Here is a 24,247-nt window from a genome sequence, read left to right on the forward strand (position 1 = left end):
GCGCGGACGGTTCGGGGCCTAGTGCGGCGGTTCGATCGGCAGCTGCGGGCCGCCGTAGGGGGTCGGAATGGTGAAGCGGCCCTTGGGGGTCGGATCGGTCCGGCGGCCCAGGTTGGCCCCCATCGGCGGGCCGGCCGTGTCGTCGCCGCCCGGCCGCGGCGCGTTCTTGGCGCCCCGGATCGAGACGGCGGGGTCGTCGTCGCGGCAGTAGGTGTACATGAAGGGCTCGTAGTAGTCGGCGGCCGACGGCGGGTGCGACGGTGTCCCATAATCGCACACGTAGCGGGGGTACAGGTCGGCGATCGCCCACACCCCGTTGTCGTGGAACGCGCTCGTCACTGCGTCCAACACCGACCCACGGTAGTCCGGGAACAGCGCGTTGAGCGCCGGAACCCGCAGATACAGCAGCTGCGACACGGTCGCCATGCTGCCCAGCAACTGCACCATCGTGTCGGAATTGTCGGCGAACAGATTGTCGACGGCCGACAGGGTGCGCGGCGTCTGCGCAGTCAACCGGCGATAGCCCGCCTGCATCCTGGCCACGCCGGACAGCGTGCGGTTGAGTTCCGTTGCGGCCGCGCCCAAGCCGGAGTTCTTGTCGCTTGCCAGGGTGAGCACCACCCGGCTGGTCTTGATGATGCTGGTCGTCTGGGGCAGCACCGAGTCGAGCGTGGACAACAGGAAGGTGCCGCCGTCGACGATGGCGGTCAGCTTCGCCGGGCCCTCCTTGCTCAGGCTCAGTTCCTTCTTGATCAATTCGATCTTGTGGGGATCGACCTGGGACAGCAGCCCGTCGGCGTCGCCCAGTAACCGCGCCAGGCTGACGGGAACGGTGGTGTGGTCCAGGGCGATACGGCTGCCGTCGTGCAGATACGGTCCGGCGTCGGACGCGGCCTCGAAGTTGATGTACTGCTCGCCGGCCGGCGAGAGCGCCGAGACGTGCACGACGGCGTTCGCGGGGATCCGCACCTTCGAGGTGATGCTGGCGACGGCGTTCACCCCGTCGTCGGTGATCTGCAGCGACTCCACACGGCCGATGCGCACCCCGCGCAGCGCGACATCCTGATTGGGGAGCAGCCCGCCGGATTCCGGCAACTGCACCGTGACCCGGTAGGACGAGGCGAAGGGCTTAACCCGCAACGCGCCCACGAGCAGGTAGGCGGTGGCGACGACGAGGATCAGCACCAATCCGGCCACCGACAACCAAACCTGTTGCCGGTGGCCCCTGCGCACCACCCGGACAACGAAATTCGCGAACGTGGCGATGGTGCGGATCATGGGCGGGGTCCCGGCGGCGGCGGTTCGGGCGGCCCCGGTGGCGGGGCGGGCCCAGGCGGGGGACCGGGGGCGACGTCGATTTGGCCCGGGATGGTCGGGTCCGGAATCACCGGAACCTGTGGCGAATCCGGCCCCCGGCCCACCACGCGCTCCTGCAGGCGCCACAGGGTGTACTTCAGCGTGCCGACGAGCAGGTTCACGTTGTAGTGGTGGGGGCCGTGCAGCCCGATGTCACCGGGGTATCCGATATCGGGAAGCGACCCGAGCAGAATCTTGTCCACGCTGACGTTCACCGAAATTGAGTTCCCCGCAGTCGATTTGATTAACGGGGGAATCAGTCGATTCACCGACAGCCAGCTGGTGTCGGGGCTCACCGCCACATCGTTGGCCGCCCCGGCGACCGTGTTGAGGTCGCGGATCAGGCTGCGGCCGCTGGTGTCGGTTCCGCCGATCGACGGGAACCTGGCCAGCAGCCGGGAGGTGTCGCCCACCTGCACGGCCAGATTGGAGAGCTGGGCGGTGTTGTCGGCCAGGGCCGATGTGGCGGGACGGGCGGCCGACATCAGGTCGCTGATGGTGTGATTCTTGGCGTCGAGTTCGTCGGCCAGGTGCGACAATTGGGTCAATGCGTTCTTGATCTGATCGGACCGCGAATCCAGCGTCCTGAGCAGCTCGTTGGATTTGCGGATCATGTCCCCGAACGCCTGGCCCTGGTCCCCGGTCGCCTTGCCGAAACCGTTGATGATGTTGGTGAAATTGCGGACCGCCCCGCCGTTGACCAGAATCGCCGCCGAGCTCAGCACCGACTCGACCGTCGCGGCGGCCGCCGTGGAATCCAGGCCGATGGTGTCGCCGTTGCGCAGCAGCGGCGCATCCGTATCACCGGCGGCCGGTGGCTTCAGGGCGACGAACACGTCGCCCAGCGGTGTCGCGGTGCGCAATTCGGCGGTGCTGCCGCGGGGGAGCTGCACGCCGTCCCTGATCCGCAGCCGGGTCAGCGCGGTGTAATTGCGCGCGATCATCGATTCGAGCTGCCCGACGTCGGCGCCGGCGAGCTTGACCTTGGCGTTCATCGGCAGGTTGAGCGCGTTGGAGAACACCGCGTTCAGCGAATAGCCGCCCGAACCCAGCCCCGGCGCCGGAAGGGGCAGGCTGGCAAGGCCATTCGTGGCGCATCCGGCGCTCACCATGACCGCGGCCAGCAGCGCCGGCATTGCCCGCCCGCGGGTGGTCATCATTTCTGCCCCATGGCGGCCATACCGTCCAGCACATACGTCAACCCGAAATCGGGGCCGAAGTCCTGGATGGTCCCGGTGCTGCAGCCCAGTTGCCGAAGACCCATCAGGTTGCAGATCTCCTTGGTGTACTGGCTGTCGAAGATCAAACGGTCGGTGAGGAAGCGGGCCCGCACGGCGCCGTTGGCCCGGTCGATCATGTTGTAGGCGTTGTCGGCCAGCAGCGGGGCCAGATCCAGGAGCTCGGCCAGGTCGCGCCGCTGGTCGGCCACCGTCTTCAGCGTGGTGTTGCCGCTGCCGACGGCCTGCTTGACGTTGTCGCGGTTGGCGTCGAGCAGGTCGCCCGCCCGCTGGATCAGGTGGTCGAGCTTGCGTCCGGTGCTGCCGCTGCCGAGGTCCTCGTCCGCCATGATCTGGCTGACTTGGTGGATGGTGGAGGCGAATTCGCGCAATTTCGTGTCGTTGGCGGCCACGGCGTCGAACAGCGTGCTGATGTTTTTGACGATCGTGGTGATCTGCTGGCGGGTCGTCGTCCCGCCGTCGCTGGACAGGCGCAGCGCCTTGGACAGCTCGCCGAGAGCGGCTTTGATCTTCTCGCCGTTGCCGCTGACCACCGCGGTGCCACCGTTCAGCACGTCGGCGATCGGGCCGCCGCCGTGGCCGTCGCCCTCGAGCGATTTGGTCACCTTGTCCAAAACGTTGAGGACGCTGCTGAATTCGACGGGCGTCTTGGTGCGGGGCAACCCGATGGTGTCGTGGTTCTGCAGGGTCGGCCCGTCGTGATAGGGCGGCGTGAGTTCGATCTGTCGGTCGGTGAGGATGGAGGTCGACACCGTCACGGCCTGCGCGTCGGCGGGAATCTTGACGTGGCGGTCGACGGTGAAGTCAACCTCGACATAGCCGCCCTTGGCGTTGATCTTGGTGACCTTGCCCACCGGCATGCCCAGCACCGCGACCACGTTGCCCTCGTAAAGGCCCGAGGCGCTGTCGAATTGGGCGGTCACCGTGATCGTGTCCTCGTCGGAGCGCAGGAACCACCAACCGGCGACGGCCACCACCGCGATCGCCGCCACGGCGGCGACGATGGCCACCACCTTGACGACGAGCGTGGCGCCGGGGTTGTTCGTGCGGCCCTTCACTTGCAGTCCTTGAAGTACTGGATCATGCCGAACTGCTTGGCGCGACCGCTGATCGCGCACATCCACGAGTCGATCAGCGGAACGTTGGGGGCGTTGAAGTTGACCGCGTTGCCCTCGCCCGTGAGGTTGGCCGCCTCGCGGAAGAAGATCGGGCTGATTTGCAGCATGCTGTGCAGCAGGTCGTCGTGCGCGGACATCAAGGCGGTGAAGTCCCGCATGTCTTTGATCAGCGCGTCCAGACCCGCCCGGTCGTTGACCACGACCTGACTCATGGTGTCAACGAGAGTCGTCAACGACTGCATCATCGCGTGGAAGACGGCGCGCCGCGCGACGAATTGGCCGAGCAGGTCTTGGCCCTGGTTGACCAGATTGCCGATGCCGGCCTGCTGGCGGCGCAGGGTGTTCGTCACCTGCTCGGTGCTGCGCAGTAGCTGGCCCAGCTGATCACGGCGCACCGCGATGATCGACGACAGCGTGTTGATGTTCGTGATCGCCTGCGGCACAACCGCGGGCAGGCCCTCGAGCTGCTTGCCCAGCACCGCCAGCGATTGGGCGAACCTGTCGGAGTCGACCTGCTCGAACGTCGTGGTCGCGTCCTGCAGCGCGGCTTGCAGGTCGTAGGGCACCTCGGTGTGAGCCAGGTCGAAGGTGTTGTGGGGCAGGTGCGCCGGGCCGCTGGGTTCCAGCGCGAGGTACCGCGACCCCAGGATGGTGGTGACCTTGATCCGGGCGCGGGAGTCCTTGCCCAGCGCGATGTTGTCCCGAACCTTCAGCCCGGCCTCGACGTGGTCGCCGACGAGTTTCATGCTCGTGACGTTGCCCACCGGGATGCCCGCGACCACGATCGGATTGCCGGCCCGCAGCGAGGCGGCTTGCAGGAACTCGGCGGTGTAGTGCCGATAGCCGGCGCCGATGGCGTGCACCAGCAGCATGACGCCGATCACCACCGCCACCACCGCGACCGCGATGAATCCGAGCCACGTCTTGTTGTAGCTTTCCAGCGGGCGTCGCTTCATCCCCGAAAGCCGTTGCCGCACAGTCTTGTCAGCCATCGACGGTGCTCCTGCATCTCGGGGTGTGCCACGCCCTGTTTCCCGGCGTGGCCGCGTTGATGATGATCGGCACGACATCGTTGAGCCCGGGGAAGAATCCCAGGAAGTTCACGTCACACACGTAGGCGTTGCCGTAGGCGCCCTGATTGCCGACCCGGACAAGTCCTTTCAGCAGCAGCGGGATGTTGTCGCCGAAGAACGCCACCTGCGGCTCGACGTCCATGATGTGCCGGGCCACGCCGGGCTTGCGATCGATGAATTCGCGCAGCGCCGGATAGACGTCGGACGCCGAGGTCGACAGGCGGCCGGTCACCCGCGCCAGCGAGCCCACGGAGGCGACCAGGTCGGGGCGCCGTCGGTCGAGCTCGCCGACGACGCTGCGGGTCTCGGTGATGACGCCGTCGAGATCGTCGTTCTGGGCCGCGAGGTTGCCCACCACCTTGTTGAGGTTGGTGATCACGCTGCCCAGCGCCTGATCCCGGCCCGCGAATGTCTCTGTGAGCGTGGACGTCTGGCCGACCAGCGTGGCCAGCGACGAGGTGTCGCCCTGAAGCGACTGAATGATGCCCTTGGTCAGGTTGTCGGCGTCGTGCGGGTTCAGCAGGCTGAACAACGGCTCGTAGCCGTTGAGCAACGTGGTGACGTCGAACGACGGCTCGGTGCGTTCCACCGGTATGGTGCTGCCCGGCGCGAGCAGCTCCGGACTCCCTTCCTTGCCCAAGGACAGTCCGAGGTAACGCTGGCCGACGATGTTCTGGTAGGTCACCGACGCCAGGGTGTTTCCGAACAACCGCTGTTCTTGCTGCACGACGAACGAGACCTTCGCCAGTTTCCCGTCGAGCTCGACCTTTTCGACGCGGCCGACGCGCACCCCGGCCATGCGGACGTCGTCGCCCTCGCGCAGCCCGTACACGTCGGTGAACACCGCCGAATACCGTGCGGTGTCGCCGGCCACGTCACGGCGCAGGCTCACATACACCAGCCAGGTCAGCGTCAACGAGACGACCATGAACAGCGCCAGCGCGATGAGTGGACCGCGAAACTTCATGGGGCCTCCCCGGCCGGACGGCCCAGCGACACCGTGCTGCCACGGGCGACCGGTCCGAGCAGCAGCTCGGTGGCCGGCGAGGCGGGCGTTCCGGTGATCACGCCCAACATGTTTCGTTCGTACTGGCTCCCGACGGGCCCCACGTTCCCCCCGAATCGAGAGCCCCCGAAGGCGGACTGGGGAATCCACGGCGCCTTGGGCGCCACCGGGGCGACCCACGGCTGGTGCGGCTGCGGAGTCGCCGGCGCCCCCGGCGACGGGTTGTCGGGATTCGCGCTCCCTGGCACGGGCGGCGACGGCGTGATCCCCGGGGCCAGCGGGGGATTGGGATCGGTCAGATTGGGAGTCGGGTTGATCAGCGGCGGGCCCACCGCGACCAGGTTTCCGTCCGGCCCGATCACCGTGCCCGGCGGGGGCGCCAGATCCTTGGGCGGATGATAATTCTGCGGCAGCAGCACCTCGGGCAGATCGGGGCGCACCGGAATCAGCGGCGCCGTAAAGCAGCTGGGCCCCTTGAGTTCGCCGTAGTGCGGACAGTCGGCGCGTGTGTAGGTGGAACTGGGCGTGAACGTCAGCATCGCGTGCATGTTGCCCAGGTTCTTCTCCGGGTTCCAGACCTGCTCCATGAACTGGTTGGCCAGGTTGTCCAGCTTGGTCACGGCGGGAACGAAGTTGTTCGACTTTTGCGCCAGCACGCCGAGCACCGGCGTGAAATCGGTGGTGATCCGGATGAGTTGGTCGATGTGGTTGTCGAACGACTGGCGCGTCGTGCCGACCGTGTAGTCCGCACCCGACACCAGTGAAGCCAGCTGCTCGCGCGTCTCGGCGAACGTCCGCATCGGTTCGACGGCCTGATGCAATGCGTCGAGAAGATCGGGGGCGGTCTGCGCGAGCCCCGTCGTCGCATCCAGCAGGGCGGACACCGTCGACGGGCCGGTATCGGTGCTGACGATCGAATTGAGCTGGTCGAGAAGGCGATTCAATTGCGCGCCGGCATTGAGCAGGCTGACGCGACGGTGGTCGGTGGCCGCGCCCAGGGCGGCCAAGATCCCCACCGACCTGTCGTCGCGACCGCGCCCCGCGGCGGCCAGCAGGTCGCGCAACTTGCTGACGGTGGTTTGGAACAACACGGTCGGCAACTGCTTGTCCTCCGGAATATGCGCGCCCTGGCGGATTTTCGCCCCCGGTCCCTTTTGGTTTGGGGAGCCCACCAACTGCACCGACGACACCGCGAACACATTGCTGGGCACCACGCGTGCGGTCACAGCGGCCGGAATCGCCTGGGCGTATTCGGGTTTGAGGTCGATGTGGACATAGTTGGGTTCGCCGTGTGCCGCCGGGACGACGTCATTGACCATCCCGACAAGCACGCCGTGGTATTTGACGTCCGACTTCTGCGGAAGGCCATCGCCCACGTTGATCAGATCGGCAACCACCCGCACGTAATCGTTCAGCCTGCCGGTGGATTTGACCAACATCATGGCCGTCACCAGGGCGCTGACCACCACCACGGCGATGCCGACGCCGAACAGCTGGCGCTCGGAGGGGCCGCGTCCGTCCAGCTCAAGGGAATTGGGCATCTTCCACCGACCTCGCCACGGGCCTACCCGCCGAACCTTGCGCCGGAGTCCACACCCCACAGCGCCATGGTGAGCAGCATGTTCACGATGATCACGACCGTGATGCTGGCCCGCATGCCGTGTCCCGCGGCGACCCCGACGCCTTCGGGTCCGCCGCTGGCGTAATAGCCGTAGTAGCACTGGATGGTGGAGGCGATCCACACGAAGATGACGGCCTTGATCAACGAATAGACGATGTCCTGGCCGGCCAGCATCAGCGTGAAGTAGTGCAGGTAGGACCCGGTCGAACCGCCGCTGCCGATGCCCACCACGACTTGCGTGCTCAGGTAGCCGATCGCCAGGCAGGCGGCGTAGAGCGGAATGATCGCCACCACCGAGGCGATGAGCCGGGTGGTCACCAGGTAGGGAATGGGGCGGATCGCGATCGACTCCAGCGCGTCGATCTCCTCGGCGATGCGCATGGATCCCAGTTGGGCGGTGAAGCGGCAGCCGCCCTGCATGGCGAAGGCGAGCGACGCCATCAGCGGAGCCAGCTCGCGCGTGTTGACCAACGACGAGACGAACCCGGTGGCGGGCCCCAGACCGAGCAGGTCCAAGAAGTTATACCCCTCGATCCCGACGAGTGCGCCGACCGTCATGCCCAGCACCACCGCCACGCCCGCGGTGCCGCCGCCGACCACGATCGAGCCGTTGCCCCAGGTGATGTTCGACAGCAGCCGCAAGAATTCGCCGCTGTACTGGCGCACGGCGAGCGGCACGGCGACCGCCGCCCGGACGAAGAAGACCAGCAGATGGCCGAGCCGGATGATCGGCACTTTGCCCCTGCGGTAGAGCCGGACCAGCGGTGTCGAAATCGGTGCGAAAGGCACATACGCCGAGGCCGTCACGTCAGAGCCCCGTCCTGGGCGACAGCATGATGTAGAGCTGGCTGATGGCGACGTTGACGATCATCAGCAGCAGGATCGCCTCGACGACGGCGGCGTTCACCGAGTTCGCGACGCCCGTCGGTCCGCCCTTGGTGGACAACCCTTTTTGGCTTGACACGATGGCCACGATGGCGCCGAACACGATCGCCTTCAGCAGCGCCAGGACCATGTCACCGGTCGTCGCGAACGACGCGAACGTCGACACGAAGCTGCCCGGCGCGCCGTTCTGGAAGTATACGTTGAACATGTAGCTCGCGAAAAATCCGGCGAAGCACACGACACCGGTCAGCGCCACACCGATCATCACGGCGGCTGCGAAGCGGGGGACGACCAACCGCCGGATCACCGAGACCCCCATCACCTCCATCGCGTCGGTTTCCTCGCGCATGGTGCGCGAACCCAGATCGGCGGTGATCGCCGACCCGACCGCCGACGCCATGAGCACCGCCGCCACCAACGACGCGCCCTGGCGGATGACGGCGAGTCCGCTGGCCGCGCCGGCCAGCGAGGTGGCGCCGACCTGGCCGGCCAGCAGTGCGAACTGGATGGACAGGGTGACGCTGATCGGCAGCGAGACCAGGATCGTCGGCAGCACGGCGGTGCCGGCCATGAATGCGCCCTGCCGGACGAATTCGTGCCATTGGAACCGCCCGGTGATCAGGTCGACGAAGAAATATTGAACGGTGCGCACACCCAGGACGAACTGTTCGCCCACGGTCGTCAGGGAGGCGACCGGATGACGTTTGACGTATCCGACGGACCAGTCCCGGATGGCGACAACGCCGTCAAGCTGTGCCGTCGTCATAGCTGCGCGACCTGCGGTCGGCCTAGCAAACCCATGGCATAGGTCATCGCGTACCAGCTACCGCTGTCATCGGCCCTCTTCCCACCCCTAAGTCCTGAGTGCCGAGCAGAGGCCGTTGGGCGGCCGTTGGACGCTAACTTTATTAAAATAGTGTCAACAAGCGCCCAGTCTCTGCAGTTCATCGGTGTGTGCTGCATCACACTAGCCTATTTGATAGGGACTTTCAATAGTGTAGAGTCCCTCATCTGAGTTCGTCGCTGGACGCACCGCGGGGTTGTTTTGTCGGATTGACGAAGGTGATGGCATGCCCTCAGCAAACACCGGTTCGTTGCGGGACCGACGCCGTGCTGAGCTGCTGTCCCAGATCCAGCAGACCGCGCACCAGCTCTTCGCCGAGCGGGGATTCGAGGCGGTGACGACCGAGGACATCGCGTCGGCCGCCGGGATCTCCATCAGCACCTATTTCCGGTACGCGCCCACCAAGGAGGGCCTGCTGGTCGACCCTGTCCGGGATGCGGCCGCCGAGATCGTGGGTTCCTACAGTGCGAGACCGCCACACGAGTCGCCCGTCGAGGCGCTGATCCAACTGTTCGTCACGCACGCCAGGGACGTCAGCGACGTTGACAACCTGGACACCTGGCGCCTCGCCGTGGCCACCGCGCCGCACCTGTTGAGTAAATCCGTGCTGATCAGCGAAACCGACCACGGCAACCTGATCCAGCAGGTCGCTCACCGGATGGGTGTCGATGCGATGGCCGACATTCGACCCGCGTTGTTGGTCCACACCAGTTTGGCCACAGTCCAATTCGTCCTCGACGGATGGTTGACCTCCGATGTCGGCGAAAGTCCGCCTTTTCACGAGCAATTGGAGCAAGCGCTGCGGCTCACCCTCGCCGGATTCGACTGAACCAGGCAGTGTTGAACGAAACCGCCGTGACTTTGCCGACCGCCGCGTGAAACAATCGCTGGCCGTGAAGACCTTCGAGGATCTGTTCGCCGAACTGGGCGAGCGTGCCCGCACCCGGCCGGCCGGCAGCGCGACGGTCGCCGCGCTCGACGGCGGCATCCACGGGCTGGGCAAGAAGATCCTCGAGGAAGCCGGCGAGGTGTGGCTGGCCGCCGAACACGAACCCGACGACGCGCTGGCCGAGGAGATCAGCCAGTTGCTCTACTGGACACAGGTGCTGATGGTCGCCCGCGGGCTGTCCCTCGACGACGTGTATCGGAAGCTGTGACCATGCTGCGGGTTGCGGTTCCCAACAAGGGCACGCTGAGCGAGCCGGCCACCGAGATCTTGGCGGAGGCCGGTTACCGGCGCCGTACCGACTCCAAGGATCTGACCGTCATCGACCCGGCCAATCAGGTGGAGTTCTTCTTCCTGCGGCCCAAAGACATTGCCATCTATGTGGGTTCGGGAGAGCTGGATTTCGGCATTACCGGGCGCGACCTGGTGGGCGATTCCGACGCCCCGGTGCGGGAACGATTGGCGCTGGGATTCGGTTCGTCGAGCTTCCGCTACGCTGCCCCGGCCGGGCGGGACTGGAAGATCGCCGATCTGGCCGGCAAGCGGGTCGCTACGGCGTATCCCAACCTGGTCCGAAAAGACTTGGCGGGCCGCGGCATTGAGGCGACCGTCATCAGACTCGACGGCGCGGTGGAGATTTCGGTGCAACTCGGCGTCGCCGACGCCATCGCCGACGTGGTCGGGTCCGGTCGCACCCTGAGCCTGCACAACCTGGTGGCCTTCGGTGATCCGCTGTGCGATTCGGAAGCCGTGCTGATTGAGAGCGACCAGGCCAGCCACTCCGGGACGCAGGCCGCGCGCGATCAGCTGGTGGCGCGCATCCAGGGTGTGGTGTTCGGCCAGCAGTATCTGATGCTCGATTACGACTGCCCCCGCTCGGTGGTGGACAAGGCCACCGCGATCACGCCGGGGCTGGAGTCGCCCACGATTGCGCCCCTGGCCGATCCGGATTGGGTTGCCATCCGGGCGCTCGTCCCGCGCCGGGGAGTGAACGAAATCATGGATGAGCTGGCCGCCATCGGCGCCAAGGCGATCCTGGCGTCCGATATCAGGTTTTGCCGGTTCTGATTGCACACGCGGTGCGATCGCCGCGGCTGTGTTAGCGTCCGCCTCGGGGGACTGCCCGGGTTGGCGTATGGGCCGTCCCTGAAAAGGTCGCCGGCTGTTTCGTCCTCCAGGAGGTCTTCGTGACTCACGCGCTTGTTGTGTTGCTGGCTTTGTTGATTGGTGTCGTTGCCGGGTTGCGTTCGCTGACGGCGCCCGCGGTGGTCGCCTGGGCCGCCGCCCCCGCCCTCCTGGGGTGGATCGACCTGCACGGCACGTGGGCGTCCTGGATGGCCAGCATCGTCGCGGTGGTCGTCTTCACGGTCCTCGCCGTCGGCGAATTGATCAACGACAAGCTGCCCAAGACCCCGCCTCGCACGGCGGCACCGATCTTCGCGGGCCGCATCGTGATGGGTGGCCTCGCGGGCGCGGCGCTGGGCGCCTGGCCGCACTGGACCTTTACCGCGCTCGGTGCCGGCGTCATCGGCGCGGTGCTGGGCACGCTCGGCGGTTACCAGGCGCGCAAGCGGCTGGCCGCCGCGGCGGGCCGGGACCTGCCCATCGCGCTGCTCGAGGACGCGGTCGCGATCGTCGGGGGACTCGTCATCGTGGCCGTGACGGGCCACGTGCTGACGGAGTACCTGCTGACGGCGGTTAAGTGACAGAACATTTCGACGCGATCATCGTCGGTGCGGGCCAGGCGGGCCCGCCGTTGGCGGGGCGGCTGACGGCAGCCGGGCAGCGCGTCGCGATCGTCGAACGCAAACTGATCGGCGGCACGTGCGTCAACACCGGGTGCATCCCGACCAAGACGCTGGTGGCCTCCGCGCATGCCGCGCACCTGGCGCGCCGCGGCGCCGACTACGGCGTCGGCACCGGCGAGATCAGCGTGGACATGGCGAAAGTCAAGGCCCGCAAGGACGAGATCATGCTCGACGACCGCAAGGGTGTCGAAGACTGGCTCGAGGGCATGGACGGCTGCACCGTCGTCCGCGGGCACGCGGTATTCACCGATCCGCACACCGTGCGGGTCGGCGAAGACGTGCTGCACGCCGACCGCATCTTCCTTAACGTCGGCGGCCGCGCCGTGGTGCCCGACATTCCGGGCCTGGACGAGGTCGACTTCCTCACCAACGCGTCGATCCTCGAACTCGATGAACTGCCAACACATCTCGTCATCGTGGGAGGCAGCTACATCGCGCTGGAGTTCGCGCAGATGTACCGGCGCTTCGGGGCGCGGGTGACGGTGGTGGAGCGGGGTCCGCGGCTGGCGTCGCGGGAAGACGAGGATGTTTCGGCCACCATCGAAGAAATCCTGCGGACCGAGGACATCGACATCGTCGTCGACGCCGACGACGTGCGGGTCACCAAGACTGACAACGGATTTGAACTCATCCCGCGCGATGGCGCCACGCCTATCCGCGGGAGTCATCTGCTGCTGGCGGCGGGCCGGCGCCCCAACACCGACGACCTGGGCCTGCCGGCCGCCGGTGTGCGGACCGACGCCCGCGGTTACATCGTCGTCGACGACCAGCTCAAGACCAGCGTCGAGCACATCTGGGCGATGGGCGACTGTAACGGCAAGGGCGCGTTCACCCACACCTCTTACAACGACTTCGAGATCGTCGCCGCCAACCTGCTCGACGGCGACCCGCGGCGGGTGAGCGACCGCATCACCACCTACGCGCTCTACATCGATCCGCCGCTGGGGCGCGCCGGCCTGACCGTCGAGCAGGTCCGCGCGTCGGGGCGCAAGGCGCTCGTCGGAAAGCGGCCGATGACCAGAGTCGGCCGTGCGGTGGAAAAGGGTGAGACACAAGGCTTCATGAAAGTCGTGGTCGACGCCGAAACCAAGGAGATCCTGGGCGCCGCCGTCTTCGGGGTCGGCGGCGACGAGGCCATTCACTGCATCCTGGACGTCATGTCGGCCAACGCGCCGTACACCACGCTCTCCCGCACCATGCACATCCATCCCACGGTCAGCGAGCTCATTCCGACGGTGCTGCAGGAGATGTCGCCGCTGGACTAGGCGCTACGCCGCCGGCTCGCTCGAGCGCGAATCGCTTTGCGGGTCAAACGATTCCGGCCAGCCCGGGTAGGGCGGCGGTGTCCCACCGAAAAGCGGGCAGTGCTGCTGGTGGGGGCACCAGTCGCACAATCGTGACTGGGTGGGACGGAAATCGCCCGTCTGGCCGGCGGATTGGATGGCGCGCCAGATCGCGATCAGGGTCTTCTCGAAGCGCAGCAGCTCGTCGTGATCCGGCGAATAGTCCAGGACCTGACCGTCGGCCAGGTAGATCAGCCGCAGCCGGGTGGGCGGCACACCGCGCGAACGCAACAGGGCCACCGCGTAGAACTTCATTTGGAACATGGCCTTGAACTCGGCCAGGGCCCGCGCTTCCGGTGGCGCCTTGCCGGTCTTGTAGTCGACCACCCGGAGCTCTCCGGTGGCGGCGACGTCGATGCGGTCGATGAATCCGCGCAGCAGCGTGCCGTCGGCGAGTTCGACCTCCACGCGTTCTTCGCAGCATTGCGGGTCGAAACGCGTCGGGTCCTCGAGGCGGTAGTAGCCGGCGAGCAACGCCTGGGCCTCGGCCAGCAGCTGGGAGCGCTGGGCCGGGTCCAATCCCGCAGTCATCTCCGGCGTCGCGGCCATCACCTGCTCCCAGGCGGGCTGCACCAGCGACAGGGCGGTGTCGGGGCCGCGCTGCGCGGCGGGCAGCTCGTAAAGCTGCTGCAGGGCGGCGTGAACCAGGGACCCGCGCAGCTGCGCCGGCGACGGGGCCTCGGGCAGGCGGTCGATGGCCCGGAAGCGGTACAGCAGTGGGCATTGCTTGAAGTCCGCCGCCCGCGACGGTGACAGCGCCGGGCGGGACACCTGCCTCGCCGGGCCCGTCACCGACTGCGGAGCCTCCGGCTGGACGATCATGTCGAAAGCCTATGACCGGGCTCCGACAACCCCAAGGACCCGTGGGGGCGAGTCGACTGGCACGCTAGACCGCGTGTCCGTAACCGGCCCGTTCACCGTGGGCGAGCGTGTGCAGCTCACCGACGCCAAGGGCCGGCATTACACGATGGTGCTCGCCGAGGGCGCCGAGTTCCACACCCATCGCGGGTCGATCCCGCACGACGCGGTCATCGGGCTCGAGCAGGGCAGCGTGATCAAGTCCAGTAACGGCGCCGCGTACCTGGTGCTGCGGCCGCTGCTGATCGACTACGTGATGTCGATGCCCCGCGGCCCGCAGGTGATCTACCCGAAGGACGCGGCTCAGATCGTTCACGAGGGCGACATCTTCCCCGGCGCCCGGGTGCTCGAGGCCGGGGCCGGTTCGGGCGCACTGACCTGTTCGCTGCTGCGCGCCGTGGGGCCCGGCGGGCGGGTGGTCTCCTACGAGCAGCGCGCCGACCATGCCGAGCACGCCCAACGCAATGTGTCGGTGTTCGCCGGCGGCGAGCCGCCCGACAACTGGGAATTGATCGTCAGCGATGTGGCCGACTCCGAGCTGCCTGATGGATCCTTCGATCGCGCCGTGCTCGACATGCTCGCGCCGTGGGAGGTGCTGGAGTCGGTCGCGCGGCTGCTCATCCCCGGCGGCGTGCTGATGATCTATGTGGCCACCGTCACCCAACTGTCGCGCGCCGTCGAGGCGCTGCGGGCTCTGCAGTGCTGGACCGAGCCGCGGTCGTGGGAGACGTTGCAACGCGGGTGGAATGTCGTCGGGCTCGCGGTGCGTCCGCAGCATTCGATGCGCGGGCACACGGCCTTCCTGATCTTCACGCGACGGCTCGCCCCCGGGGTGGTTGCGCCCGCGCCGCTGGGCCGCAAGCGCGAAGGCCGCGACGGTTAGTGGCGATCGCAAGCGCGGCGTTGCCGGGCGCAGCGGGTCGCCACCGTCGACTTAGTGGCGATCGCAAGCGCGGCGTTGCCGTCGACTAGGCCAGATCTTCGGGGCGCACCAGCGAGCGTCGCACCGACAGCAGCTCGAACTCGGGGTGCGCGGCCACCAGCCGCTCGGCCGCGTCCAGCACGTCGACCGCGTGGCCGCGGTCACCCGAAACCAGGGCGACCCCGATGCCGGCCCGTCGATACAACTCGTGCGAACCCGTCTCGGCCGCCGAGACGCTGAACTTGCGCTGCAGTTCGGCGACGACGGGACGGACGACCGATCGCTTCTGTTTGAGCGAGCGAACGTCGCCCAGCAACACGTCGAACTCGAGCCAGCCGATCCACATCCGGCGCGTCAGCCCGGCGGGTTTTGGGACGGACCGGGTTCGGGAGCCGGCGGTGGCGGCGGCGGCGCGGGTTCGGGCGGGCTCGCGGGGGCGCCGGAGGACGGGGCCGCCGGCGACTTGCCCAGGGCCAACAGCGTTTCGGCGGTGTGCCGGGAAAGCTGCCAACCGCCTTGGAAGGGAGCGAATTCCATCGGGAAGGTGAAGTTCGCGTTGTCGGCCTGGGCGGTGTGCACGGCGACGCTGGCCTTCACATTGGACGGGTTCTTGTCCGACCACGCGATGTCGTTCGCGGCGAAGGTCATCGGCAGGTAGCCGTTGTCCCGCAACGCGTTGGTGAACTTGTCCAACGTGGCCGCGCTCTCCGGGGTGGCGCCCTCCACCAGACTCACCTTGGCGTCGCCGGTGACGTTCGGATCGGCCAGGCGGGCCAGGACATCGGTGAGGGCTTCGGGCGGTGGCAGGGGAGCCGTGACGGGCGCAGCAACTTGGCTGGACGTGGCCGGTGGCAGCGACGAGACGGTCGACGACTCGCTTGCGGGGTGCTTCGACGAACACGCCGCAAGACCGACCACCGCCAGGGCGATGGCGGTGCTGAGCGCTACGGACAGTGGTCGATGCATCCAGTGGGTCGGCCGGCTAAACGGCTCTGGCCGCTTCGGGTGGGAGCGATGTCGCTAAGGTCGGGCCGATGGGTGCAACTGAAGTCACACCGGCGGTGACTGCGACGCGAGCCGAGCCGGTGGCGAGGCTTTTTGCGGTCACTGTGCCACCTCCCGAGGCCGTTTCGATCATCACGATTAGTGGCCGAGATTACCAGCATGACGAAAATCTTAACTTTTCGTGGGTATTTGACTACGCACATCAATCGTCAATCGCCGGTAGCTTTGAAGTATCCGCCGCGCCAATTCGGTGTGGGAAAGGAGCGCAAGATGGGTAGCTCAGAGCGTTCTGAAGCTTTCGGAACCCCCCACGAATCAGACATGTCCAGCGGCGACGAGGCCGAGTTGGAGCAGCTACGCCGCGAGGCGGCGATGTTGCGCGAGCAGCTCGAGCACACGGTCGGTGCGCAAGGCGGCGCCCGCTCTGCCCGCGACGTGCATCAGCTCGAAGCGCGCATCGACTCCCTCGCGTCCCGTAACTCGAAGTTGATGGAGACCCTCAAAGAGGCCCGCCAGCAACTGCTGGCGTTGCGGGAGGAAGTCGACCGGTTGGGGCAGCCGCCCAGCGGCTACGGCGTCCTGCTCGGCACGCACGAGGACGACACCGTCGACGTGTTCACGTCCGGCCGCAAGATGCGCCTGACGTGCTCGCCGAACATCGAAGTCGCGTTGCTGCGTAAGGGCCAGACCGTTCGCCTCAACGAGGCGCTGACGGTCGTGGAAGCGGGCACCTTCGAGTCGGTCGGCGAGATCTCCACACTCCGTGAGCTCTTGGCCGACGGGCACCGGGCGCTCGTGGTCGGGCACGCCGACGAGGAACGCATCGTCTGGCTCGCCGAGCCGCTGGTCGCCGAGAACCTGCCGGACGGTCATCCCGACGCCCTCAACGACGACACCCGGCCCCGCAAGCTGCGGCCCGGCGACTCGCTGCTGGTCGACACCAAGGCCGGCTACGCGTTCGAGCGCATCCCCAAGGCCGAGGTCGAGGACCTGGTGCTGGAAGAGGTGCCCGATGTCAGCTACCTGGACATCGGCGGCCTGACCCGCCAGATCGAACAGATCCGCGACGCCGTGGAGCTGCCGTTCCTGCACAAGGAGCTCTACCGGGAGTACGCGCTGCGGCCGCCCAAAGGTGTGCTGCTCTACGGTCCGCCCGGCTGCGGTAAGACGCTGATCGCCAAGGCGGTGGCGAACTCGTTGGCCAAGAAGATGGCCGAGGTCCGCGGCGACGACGCGCGCGAGGCCAAGTCGTACTTCCTCAACATCAAGGGCCCCGAGCTGCTGAACAAGTTCGTCGGCGAGACCGAGCGCCACATCCGGCTGATCTTCCAGCGCGCCCGCGAGAAGGCGTCGGAAGGCACCCCGGTGATCGTGTTCTTCGACGAGATGGACTCGATCTTCCGCACCCGTGGCACGGGGGTGTCCTCGGACGTCGAGACGACCGTGGTCCCGCAGCTGCTCAGCGAGATCGACGGCGTCGAGGGGCTCGAGAACGTCATCGTGATCGGCGCGTCCAACCGCGAGGACATGATCGACCCCGCGATCCTGCGGCCGGGCCGGCTCGACGTGAAGATCAAGATCGAGCGCCCGGATGCCGAAGCGGCGCAAGACATCTTCTCGAAGTACCTGACCGAGGAGTTGCCGCTGCACGCCGACGACCTCGCCGAGTTCGGCGGCGACCGCACGGCCTGCATCAAGGCGATGATCGAGAAGGTCGTCGAGCGGATGTACGCCGAGATCGACGACAACCGGTTCCTGGAGGTCACCTACGCCAACGGTGACAAGGAAGTCATGTACTTCAAGGACTTCAACTCCGGGGCGATGATCCAGAACGTCGTCGACCGGGCGAAGAAGAACGCGATCAAGTCGGTGCTGGAAACCGGTCAACCGGGCCTGCGCATCCAGCATCTGCTCGACTCGATCGTCGACGAGTTCGCCGAGAACGAGGACCTGCCCAACACCACCAACCCCGATGACTGGGCGCGGATTTCGGGCAAGAAGGGCGAGCGGATCGTTTACATCCGCACGCTGGTCACCGGCAAGAGCTCGAGCGCGTCGCGGGCCATCGACACCGAGTCGAACCTGGGTCAGTACTTGTAAACATTTGTCGGCGCCACCGGCTAGCGTCGCACCCGTGCGGCTCCGCTTTGAGGCTCCGGGTGACGACGACGCCTACGACCAGGTTCGTGGCGTGCTGCTGGACGAGCTCGACGGTTGGTGGTCCGGAGTCGACTCGGATCGGGAAGCCGTCGTCTCCGACGTCGCCGTCTTTCTGGACTGGCGTTACTTCGACTCCACCGGTGTGCTCGACGATTTCGCGCCCGCCGATATCGCGGAATTTTTGCTGGAGTGGTGTCCGCGGCGGTTCGAAGGCCGGCCGGACGACGCCGCCAGTCTGTGCTTCGCGGTCGGCGTATACGTCGACTTCATGGAGGCGACGGGGCGTCTGGTCGGCGGTGCCGACCGCGCCGCCAGGTTGCGCAGGCTGGCCGACGACCTTGCGCCGACCCTGCTGGCCGAAGCACGCGACCCTACCGTTGTCGAGGATCTTCCGGTCCCGGGCGACGCGCCGGAGCCCTTCGAACTGCCGTTCCTCTACGTTCCGCCGTCCGCGACCGATCTGGCGGCCGCCGCGACGGCGGTCCCGCTGCTCGCCAAACTCGATGCCTTGCGCGACTATCTCGGGCCGGACGGCAAGCCGCTCACCGACAAGGGCGAACTCGAACTGGCTGATGGTCGCGCGCTGGTGGAACGCCTCGACACCGGCGACGTGTTGGATTTCGAGTTGGGCGAGCTGAAATATCCGGCGCGGTCGACGGCGGCGCTGCGGCGTCTGAATTTCCTCGTCCAAGTGGCTATCGAGGCGGGCGCGGTGGACGTGCATCGCCACCGGGTGCTGCCGGGGCAGGAGTGGGGGACGCGCTCGCCCGTGGAGCGGGTGGAGTCGCTGTTCGCGGCGATCCTCTTGTCACGTCCGTTGCGGTCGTTGCATTCGGCGCAGCTCTATCCCGAGCAGCACGTCATGCACGACCTGCTCGACGACGGGATCGCGTGTTGGCTGGCGCCGCTGCTGCAAGACGGCGCGAAACTTCCCTTCGAATCCTTGCTGGAGTGGGTGCACGCGCTGGTTGCCGCGCAACGGCCGTCGCCGCGCTGGTATGCCGACGAGGAGGACACGCTGGAGGCATACGTCGAGGACGACATGGGCCGACTCCTCGACGTGCTGCGGCAGGCCGGTGTGGTGCGCTGGACCGACGCCCTCGAACGGCCGCAGCCGCTTGGGCCTAGCAATTGGACCGGTGGGACTGTGGCGCTGACCGCGCTGGGGCGTCACGTCGTGCCGGAATACCTGGAGGACGCCGGATTCGCGCTGCGCCGTCTCGACCGAATCAACGACTGGGATGCGACGGACCTGATCGGCGCAATGTTGTTGGTGGGCAAGGACACTCATGTGCCGTTGATAGCAAACTGGCGGTCCGACCGGCCGGCCGCCGAGCGGGTGCAGATGGTCACCGAGGCGGCCGCGGCCATGGAGACCGCGGCCGGCCGGACGATGGGCTTCGTCGCCCTGAACGAGTTCGACATCGACGTCGCCGAACCCTTCGTTCGTCAGCTGCTGGACAGCCCGGTCGCCGGCCACGCCGCGCTCTGGCTGATCCAGCGGGACCGCGCCGACGCCGAGACGCTCGCGAGCTTCGTCGACGTTGCCGTGCTCGTCGACGTCCTCGCGGAGTCCTTGGAGTCGCCCGAGGAGTTGTGCAGCCTCTTCGCCGGTTTATCCGACCCGTCCCAGTTGCTGGACGACATCTGGCGTCATCCGGCGCCGGAGACCGCGCTCGTCCTCGACGCGCTCGGCCGTCACCTGCCGGACCGAGCACTGGCCAAGGCTGCGCGCAAAGCGGCAGTGCGGCACCAGAGTTGGATGGCAAACCGCCTGTGACGCGGCGTCAGTCCAACTGGAGCGAGTAGCTGTTCGTCAGATCGTCCTGCGTGACATGCGCGGAACGGGTGCGGGTGTCCACCCGCAACTCCTCGGTCAGCACGCGCGGCTGATAGGCCCACCCGTGCGGCAGGTTGAGCCGGGCGGCCAAGCCGGGCAGGTCGGCGCGCGACAAGGTGGGGTCGGCGACCTGGCTCCAGGTCTGCATGACCCAGCGCTGCCCGCCGGGATCGAGCAGTTCGTAGACCTCTTCACCCGGGTTGAAGACGAAGACCGTGTGGCGGTTGACCTGATTGGCGGTATAGGGCGCGGGGTTCATCGACGACAGCAGGACCGTGGCCTGCTGAATCATTTCGATCCCGCCGAAGGTCTTGGTGATCTGCGGACCTTGCCGTTGCTTCTCGATGGCGTTCATCAGCCAGTAGCGCGGACCGTTGAGCAGCGCCGTGGCCGCCCCGTGCTCCTTGGCGATGGCCTGGGCGTCGAGCTTCGACCACAGCTCGGCCGGACAGTCGTTGAGCGGGAAGCTGTTGTACACCGTGGCCTGCGGTCCCGCCTCCCCGGGGGTCACGAGAAGCACTTCGCCGTAACGCTTCCCGGATAGGTCGGTCATCCCGTGAAGCTAATCACCGTCGTCGGCGGCGTCAACAGCAAACGCGATCACCGATGACCAGCGGCGCCAGGGCGCCGACGCCCGGGAGAAGGTCAATTCCGCACCTCGCCTAGTCTTTGAAGCATGCAAAGGATTATCGGGACGGAGGTCGAATACGGCATTTCCTCGCCATCGGACCCGACGGCGAACCCGATCCTCACGTCGACGCAGGCGGTCTTGGCTTATGCGGCCGCGGCGGGCATTCAGCGCGCCAAGCGGACCCGGTGGGACTACGAGGTGGAATCTCCGCTGCGCGACGCGCGCGGGTTCGACCTGAGCCGCTCGGCCGGCCCGCCGCCGGTGGTCGACGCCGACGAGGTCGGCGCGGCCAACATGATCCTGACCAACGGGGCACGGCTCTACGTCGACCACGCGCACCCCGAATACTCCGCGCCCGAATGCACCGACCCGCTCGACGCCGTGATCTGGGACAAGGCCGGCGAACGGGTGATGGAGGCCGCCGCCCGACACGTCGCCAGCGTGCCCGGGGCCGCGAAGTTGCAGCTCTACAAGAACAACGTCGACGGCAAGGGCGCCTCCTACGGGTCGCACGAAAACTATCTGATGTCGCGGCAGACGCCGTTCTCGGCGATCATCGCCGGGCTGACCCCCTTCCTGGTCTCGCGGCAGGTGGTCACCGGCTCGGGACGCGTGGGCATCGGGCCCTCCGGCGACGAGCCCGGCTTTCAGCTGTCGCAGCGCTCGGACTACATCGAGGTCGAGGTCGGCCTGGAGACCACCCTCAAGCGCGGCATCATCAACACCCGCGACGAGCCGCACGCCGACGCCGACCGGTACCGGCGGCTGCATGTCATCATCGGCGACGCCAACCTGGCGGAGACGTCGACCTATCTGAAGCTGGGCACCACGTCGCTGGTGCTGGACTTGATCGAAGAGGGCCCGGCGCACGGAATTGACCTGAGCGATCTGGCCCTGGCGCGGCCGGTGCACGCGGTCCACGCGATCAGCCGCGACCCGTCGCTGCGCGCCGCGGTGGCCCTGGCCGACGGTCGAGAGCTGACCGGGCTTGCGCTGCAACGGGTTTACCTCGATCGGGTGGCGAAGCTCGTCGACAGCCGCGACCCCGATCCGCGGGCGGCCGACATCGTCGAAACCTGGGCGCACGTGCTCGACCAACTCGAGCGCGATCCGATGGAATGCGCCGAGCTGCTGGACTGGCCCGCCAAGCTGCGCCTGCTCGAAGGGTTCCGGCAGCGGGAAAACCTGAGCTGGTCGGCGCCGCGGTTGCACCTGGTCGACCTGCAATACTCCGACGTGCGGCTGGACAAGGGCCTGTACAACCGGCTGGTCGCGCGGGGCTCGATGAAGCGCCTGGTGTCCGAGCACCAGGTGCTCGAAGCGGTGGACAGCCCGCCGACGGACACCCGCGCGTACTTCCGCGGTGAATGCCTGCGCCGGTTCGGCGCCGACATCGCGGCGGCCAGTTGGGACTCGGTGATCTTCGACCTGGGGGGCGATTCCCTGGTCCGCATTCCCACGCTGGAGCCGCTGCGGGGCAGCAAAGCGCACGTGGGAGCGCTGCTGGACTCGGTGCACAGCGCGGCGGAACTGGTCGAACAACTCACCAGCTAGCCGCCGGTTCGGCCGGGGAACGTCGGGGTTGACCGGTAGGGTAGGAAAGACCAACGGGCGGCGTGGCTGGACAATTGAAAGGCCATTCAACAAGCCCAGACAACGCAGGAGGCGGCGATGGCTCAGGAGCAGACCAAGCGTGGCGGCGGTGGCGGTGACGAGGACGACTTCGCCGGCAGCACGGCCGCGGGCCAAGAGCGCCGGGAGAAGCTGGCCGAGGAGACTGACGATTTGCTCGACGAGATTGATGACGTTCTCGAGGAGAACGCCGAGGACTTCGTGCGGGCATACGTCCAAAAGGGCGGCCAGTGACCTGGCAGTTCTCTGATCGCCTACCCATCAACTCCGCACTTCCGGGAAACCCAGCCGTAGACCTTTCGTCGTTCGCCGACTTCCTGCGCCGTCAGGCGCCGGAGTTGCTGCCGGCCTCCTTCGGGGCCGTCCAGTCGGAAAGCGCCGGGGCGCAGCTGCCCCACGGGACCACCATCGTCGCGCTGAAGTACCCCGGCGGTGTGGTGCTCGCCGGTGACCGGCGCTCGACGCAGGGCAATATGATCGCCGGGCGCGACGTCAAGAAGGTGTACATCACCGACGACTACACCGCGACCGGCATCGCCGGAACCGCCGCCATCGCCGTGGAGTTCGCCCGCCTTTACGCCGTGGAACTCGAGCACTACGAGAAACTCGAAGGCGTGCCGCTGACGTTTGCCGGCAAGGTGAACCGGCTGGCGATCATGGTGCGCGGCAACCTGGCCGCCGCCATGCAGGGGCTGGTGGCGTTGCCGCTGCTGGTGGGTTACGACATCGACGCGCCCGATCCGGAAGGCGCCGGCCGCATCGTGTCGTTCGACGCCGCCGGCGGCTGGAACCTGGAGGAGGAGGGCTACCAGTCGGTGGGCTCGGGCTCCATTTTCGCCAAGTCGTCGATGAAGAAGTTGTACTCGCAGGTCACCGACGCCGACTCCGCGGTGCGGGTCGCGATTGAGGCGCTCTACGATGCGGCCGACGACGACTCCGCGACCGGCGGGCCGGATCTGGTCCGCGGCATCTATCCCACGGCGGTCACCATCGGTCCCGAGGGGGCGCTGGAAGTGCCGGAGGGCCGCATCGCCGAGCTGGCTCGCGAGGTGATCCAAAGCCGTTCGCGCGCTGACACTTTCGGCCCCGATGGTGGTGAGAAGTGAGCTTCCCGTATTTCATCTCGCCCGAACAGGCGATGCGCGAGCGCAGCGAGCTCGCGCGCAAGGGCATCGCGCGGGGCAAGAGCGTGGTCGCCCTGGTCTATGCCGGCGGGGTTCTTTTCGTCGCGGAGAACCCGTCGCGGTCGCTGCAGAAGATCAGCGAGCTCTACGATCGCGTGGGCTTCGCCGCCGCCGGCAAGTTCAACGAATTCGACAATTTGCGCCGTGGCGGAATCCAATTCGCCGACACCCGCGGCTACGCCTACGACCGCCGCGACGTCACCGGCCGCCAGCTGGCCAACGTCTACGCGCAGACGCTGGGCACCATCTTCACCGAACAGGCCAAGCCCTACGAGGTGGAATTGTGCGTCGCCGAGGTGGCGCACTACGGCGAGTCGAAACCGCCTGAGTTGTACCGCATTACCTATGACGGATCGATCGCCGACGAGCCGCATTTCGTGGTGATGGGTGGCACCACCGAACCGATCACCACCGCGCTCAAGGACTCGTACGCCGAAAACGCCAACCTGCGCGAGGCCACCCGCATCGCGGTGAAAGCGTTGCGGGCCGGCAGCGAATCCTCCAACGGCGACCAGTCCACCCTGGACGTGGCCAGCCTGGAGGTCGCCATCTTGGACGTCGACCGCCCGCGGCGGGCGTTCCGGCGGATCAACCGCGCCACCCTGGAGAATTTGCTGCGCGAACTGGATTCGAACGGATCCTCCGACGGCGACGGCGACGGCGACGAGTCGGAGTCGAACGGCGGCTCGCCCGGCTAGACCACCGTCGGGCATGGCGTCTGACGCGGTGGTGCTGGTGTGGCTGCCGGTGCTCAAGGTGCCGATGAGGCTTCGCATC

General features: G+C 67.1%; 24 protein-coding genes. 12 read left to right on the forward strand and 12 right to left on the reverse strand.

Annotated features, from left to right (window positions below; translation table 11 throughout):
• Window positions 1-18: 18 nt before the first annotated feature.
• Genes OCU_RS36550 through OCU_RS36585 form a run of 8 tightly spaced genes read right to left on the reverse strand, consistent with a single transcriptional unit; the run spans window position 19 to window position 9,063 of the window.
• A complete protein-coding gene (locus tag OCU_RS36550) occupies window positions 19-1,278 on the reverse strand; it encodes an MlaD family protein (protein WP_014380027.1) in 1,260 nt (419 codons plus the stop codon).
• Window positions 1,275-2,516 (reverse strand): MlaD family protein, encoded by a 1,242-nt coding sequence (locus tag OCU_RS36555; RefSeq protein ID WP_014380028.1) that lies wholly within the window; start codon window positions 2,514-2,516, stop codon window positions 1,275-1,277. Before OCU_RS36555 ends, OCU_RS36550 begins: the two co-directional genes overlap by 4 nt.
• A complete protein-coding gene (locus OCU_RS36560) occupies window positions 2,513-3,652 on the reverse strand; it encodes an MlaD family protein (RefSeq protein WP_014380029.1) in 1,140 nt (379 codons plus the stop codon). The genes OCU_RS36555 and OCU_RS36560 overlap by 4 nt, the downstream gene beginning before the upstream one ends.
• A complete protein-coding gene (locus OCU_RS36565) occupies window positions 3,649-4,704 on the reverse strand; it encodes an MCE family protein (protein WP_026071590.1) in 1,056 nt (351 codons plus the stop codon). The genes OCU_RS36560 and OCU_RS36565 overlap by 4 nt, the downstream gene beginning before the upstream one ends.
• The gene (locus OCU_RS36570; RefSeq protein ID WP_009953394.1) at window positions 4,697-5,752 is read right to left on the reverse strand and encodes an MlaD family protein; all 1,056 of its coding nucleotides are present in this window, start codon (window positions 5,750-5,752) and stop codon (window positions 4,697-4,699) included. Before OCU_RS36570 ends, OCU_RS36565 begins: the two co-directional genes overlap by 8 nt.
• Entirely contained in the window at window positions 5,749-7,332 is a 1,584-nt protein-coding gene (locus OCU_RS36575) for an MlaD family protein (RefSeq protein ID WP_009953392.1), read from the reverse strand. Before OCU_RS36575 ends, OCU_RS36570 begins: the two co-directional genes overlap by 4 nt.
• A 23-nt stretch (window positions 7,333-7,355) precedes the next feature.
• The gene (locus OCU_RS36580; protein WP_014380031.1) at window positions 7,356-8,219 is read right to left on the reverse strand and encodes an ABC transporter permease; all 864 of its coding nucleotides are present in this window, start codon (window positions 8,217-8,219) and stop codon (window positions 7,356-7,358) included.
• Between the two features lies 1 nt (window position 8,220).
• Window positions 8,221-9,063 carry an MlaE family ABC transporter permease gene (locus tag OCU_RS36585; RefSeq protein WP_008256279.1) on the reverse strand — a complete coding sequence of 281 codons (843 nt, stop codon included), beginning with the start codon at window positions 9,061-9,063 and terminating at the stop codon, window positions 8,221-8,223.
• 304 nt (window positions 9,064-9,367) lie between these two features.
• Here OCU_RS36585 and OCU_RS36590 point away from each other — a divergent pair, with 304 nt between their 5' ends.
• The 5 genes from OCU_RS36590 (at window position 9,368) to OCU_RS36610 (ending at window position 13,160) form a co-directional block, all read left to right on the forward strand.
• A complete protein-coding gene (locus tag OCU_RS36590) occupies window positions 9,368-9,970 on the forward strand; it encodes a TetR family transcriptional regulator (RefSeq protein ID WP_014380032.1) in 603 nt (200 codons plus the stop codon).
• Window positions 9,971-10,016: 46 nt separating this feature from the next.
• Window positions 10,017-10,298 carry a phosphoribosyl-ATP diphosphatase gene (locus tag OCU_RS36595; RefSeq protein ID WP_009953388.1) on the forward strand — a complete coding sequence of 94 codons (282 nt, stop codon included), beginning with the start codon at window positions 10,017-10,019 and terminating at the stop codon, window positions 10,296-10,298.
• Window positions 10,299-10,300: 2 nt separating this feature from the next.
• A complete protein-coding gene (gene hisG / locus OCU_RS36600; protein WP_029384399.1) occupies window positions 10,301-11,155 on the forward strand; it encodes an ATP phosphoribosyltransferase in 855 nt (284 codons plus the stop codon).
• Window positions 11,156-11,274: 119 nt separating this feature from the next.
• Window positions 11,275-11,793, forward strand: a complete 519-nt coding sequence (locus tag OCU_RS36605; RefSeq protein ID WP_026071592.1) for a membrane protein — start codon at window positions 11,275-11,277, stop codon at window positions 11,791-11,793.
• The gene (locus tag OCU_RS36610) at window positions 11,790-13,160 is read left to right on the forward strand and encodes an FAD-containing oxidoreductase (protein ID WP_009953386.1); all 1,371 of its coding nucleotides are present in this window, start codon (window positions 11,790-11,792) and stop codon (window positions 13,158-13,160) included. Before OCU_RS36605 ends, OCU_RS36610 begins: the two co-directional genes overlap by 4 nt.
• Window positions 13,161-13,163: 3 nt before the next feature.
• Here the strand turns inward: OCU_RS36610 and OCU_RS36615 are convergent, their stop codons facing one another.
• Complete coding sequence (locus OCU_RS36615; protein ID WP_009953385.1) at window positions 13,164-14,060, reverse strand: RecB family exonuclease; 897 nt, start codon at window positions 14,058-14,060, stop codon at window positions 13,164-13,166.
• Between the two features lie 73 nt (window positions 14,061-14,133).
• On the opposite strand from OCU_RS36615, the gene trmI reads away from it, so the two are divergent.
• Complete coding sequence (trmI, locus tag OCU_RS36620; protein WP_009953383.1) at window positions 14,134-14,979, forward strand: tRNA (adenine(58)-N(1))-methyltransferase TrmI; 846 nt, start codon at window positions 14,134-14,136, stop codon at window positions 14,977-14,979.
• An 85-nt stretch (window positions 14,980-15,064) separates the two neighbouring features.
• Here trmI and OCU_RS36625 read toward each other — a convergent pair whose 3' ends face one another.
• The gene (locus tag OCU_RS36625; RefSeq protein WP_008256301.1) at window positions 15,065-15,364 is read right to left on the reverse strand and encodes a DUF503 domain-containing protein; all 300 of its coding nucleotides are present in this window, start codon (window positions 15,362-15,364) and stop codon (window positions 15,065-15,067) included.
• Between the two features lie 8 nt (window positions 15,365-15,372).
• Window positions 15,373-15,984 carry a hypothetical protein gene (locus OCU_RS36630; RefSeq protein WP_009953381.1) on the reverse strand — a complete coding sequence of 204 codons (612 nt, stop codon included), beginning with the start codon at window positions 15,982-15,984 and terminating at the stop codon, window positions 15,373-15,375.
• Between the two features lie 309 nt (window positions 15,985-16,293).
• Between OCU_RS36630 and arc the strand changes: the two genes are divergently transcribed.
• A complete protein-coding gene (arc, locus tag OCU_RS36635) occupies window positions 16,294-18,123 on the forward strand; it encodes a proteasome ATPase (RefSeq protein WP_008256304.1) in 1,830 nt (609 codons plus the stop codon).
• A 34-nt stretch (window positions 18,124-18,157) separates the two neighbouring features.
• Entirely contained in the window at window positions 18,158-19,963 is a 1,806-nt protein-coding gene (locus tag OCU_RS36640) for a hypothetical protein (RefSeq protein ID WP_009953380.1), read from the forward strand.
• Window positions 19,964-19,970: 7 nt separating this feature from the next.
• Here the strand turns inward: OCU_RS36640 and OCU_RS36645 are convergent, their stop codons facing one another.
• The gene (locus OCU_RS36645) at window positions 19,971-20,576 is read right to left on the reverse strand and encodes a hypothetical protein (RefSeq protein WP_009953378.1); all 606 of its coding nucleotides are present in this window, start codon (window positions 20,574-20,576) and stop codon (window positions 19,971-19,973) included.
• Window positions 20,577-20,699: 123 nt separating this feature from the next.
• Here OCU_RS36645 and dop point away from each other — a divergent pair, with 123 nt between their 5' ends.
• The 4 genes from dop to prcA all read left to right on the forward strand — a co-directional run bounded on the left by dop (window position 20,700) and on the right by prcA (window position 24,168).
• A complete protein-coding gene (gene dop, locus OCU_RS36650; RefSeq protein ID WP_008256308.1) occupies window positions 20,700-22,208 on the forward strand; it encodes a pup deamidase/depupylase in 1,509 nt (502 codons plus the stop codon).
• A 117-nt stretch (window positions 22,209-22,325) separates the two neighbouring features.
• Complete coding sequence (locus OCU_RS36655; protein WP_009953377.1) at window positions 22,326-22,520, forward strand: ubiquitin-like protein Pup; 195 nt, start codon at window positions 22,326-22,328, stop codon at window positions 22,518-22,520.
• On the forward strand, window positions 22,517-23,392 hold the full coding sequence (prcB, locus tag OCU_RS36660; protein WP_014380035.1) for a proteasome subunit beta: 876 nt from the start codon (window positions 22,517-22,519) through the stop codon (window positions 23,390-23,392). The genes OCU_RS36655 and prcB overlap by 4 nt, the downstream gene beginning before the upstream one ends.
• On the forward strand, window positions 23,389-24,168 hold the full coding sequence (prcA, locus tag OCU_RS36665; protein WP_014380036.1) for a proteasome subunit alpha: 780 nt from the start codon (window positions 23,389-23,391) through the stop codon (window positions 24,166-24,168). Before prcB ends, prcA begins: the two co-directional genes overlap by 4 nt.
• The last annotated feature ends 79 nt before the right edge of the window (window positions 24,169-24,247 follow it).

The sequence above is a fragment of the Mycobacterium intracellulare ATCC 13950 genome, assembly GCF_000277125.1.
Classification (GTDB): Bacteria; Actinomycetota; Actinomycetes; order Mycobacteriales; family Mycobacteriaceae; genus Mycobacterium; species Mycobacterium intracellulare.

Bases quoted from the DNA above. Each gene is read 5' to 3' on its own strand.
- OCU_RS36630 (WP_009953381.1), bottom strand. From the start codon at position 15,984: ATGCATCGACCACTGTCCGTAGCGCTCAGCACCGCCATCGCCCTGGCG.
- dop (WP_008256308.1), top strand. From the start codon at position 20,700: ATGCAAAGGATTATCGGGACGGAGGTCGAATACGGCATTTCCTCGCCA.
- OCU_RS36590 (WP_014380032.1), top strand. From the start codon at position 9,368: ATGCCCTCAGCAAACACCGGTTCGTTGCGGGACCGACGCCGTGCTGAG.
- OCU_RS36615 (WP_009953385.1), bottom strand. From the start codon at position 14,060: ATGATCGTCCAGCCGGAGGCTCCGCAGTCGGTGACGGGCCCGGCGAGG.
- OCU_RS36550 (WP_014380027.1), bottom strand. From the start codon at position 1,278: ATGATCCGCACCATCGCCACGTTCGCGAATTTCGTTGTCCGGGTGGTG.
- hisG (WP_029384399.1), top strand. From the start codon at position 10,301: ATGCTGCGGGTTGCGGTTCCCAACAAGGGCACGCTGAGCGAGCCGGCC.
- OCU_RS36585 (WP_008256279.1), bottom strand. From the start codon at position 9,063: ATGACGACGGCACAGCTTGACGGCGTTGTCGCCATCCGGGACTGGTCC.
- OCU_RS36570 (WP_009953394.1), bottom strand. From the start codon at position 5,752: ATGAAGTTTCGCGGTCCACTCATCGCGCTGGCGCTGTTCATGGTCGTC.
- OCU_RS36625 (WP_008256301.1), bottom strand. From the start codon at position 15,364: ATGTGGATCGGCTGGCTCGAGTTCGACGTGTTGCTGGGCGACGTTCGC.
- OCU_RS36555 (WP_014380028.1), bottom strand. From the start codon at position 2,516: ATGATGACCACCCGCGGGCGGGCAATGCCGGCGCTGCTGGCCGCGGTC.
- OCU_RS36565 (WP_026071590.1), bottom strand. From the start codon at position 4,704: ATGGCTGACAAGACTGTGCGGCAACGGCTTTCGGGGATGAAGCGACGC.
- OCU_RS36655 (WP_009953377.1), top strand. From the start codon at position 22,326: ATGGCTCAGGAGCAGACCAAGCGTGGCGGCGGTGGCGGTGACGAGGAC.
- OCU_RS36575 (WP_009953392.1), bottom strand. From the start codon at position 7,332: ATGCCCAATTCCCTTGAGCTGGACGGACGCGGCCCCTCCGAGCGCCAG.
- OCU_RS36645 (WP_009953378.1), bottom strand. From the start codon at position 20,576: ATGACCGACCTATCCGGGAAGCGTTACGGCGAAGTGCTTCTCGTGACC.
- arc (WP_008256304.1), top strand. From the start codon at position 16,294: ATGGGTAGCTCAGAGCGTTCTGAAGCTTTCGGAACCCCCCACGAATCA.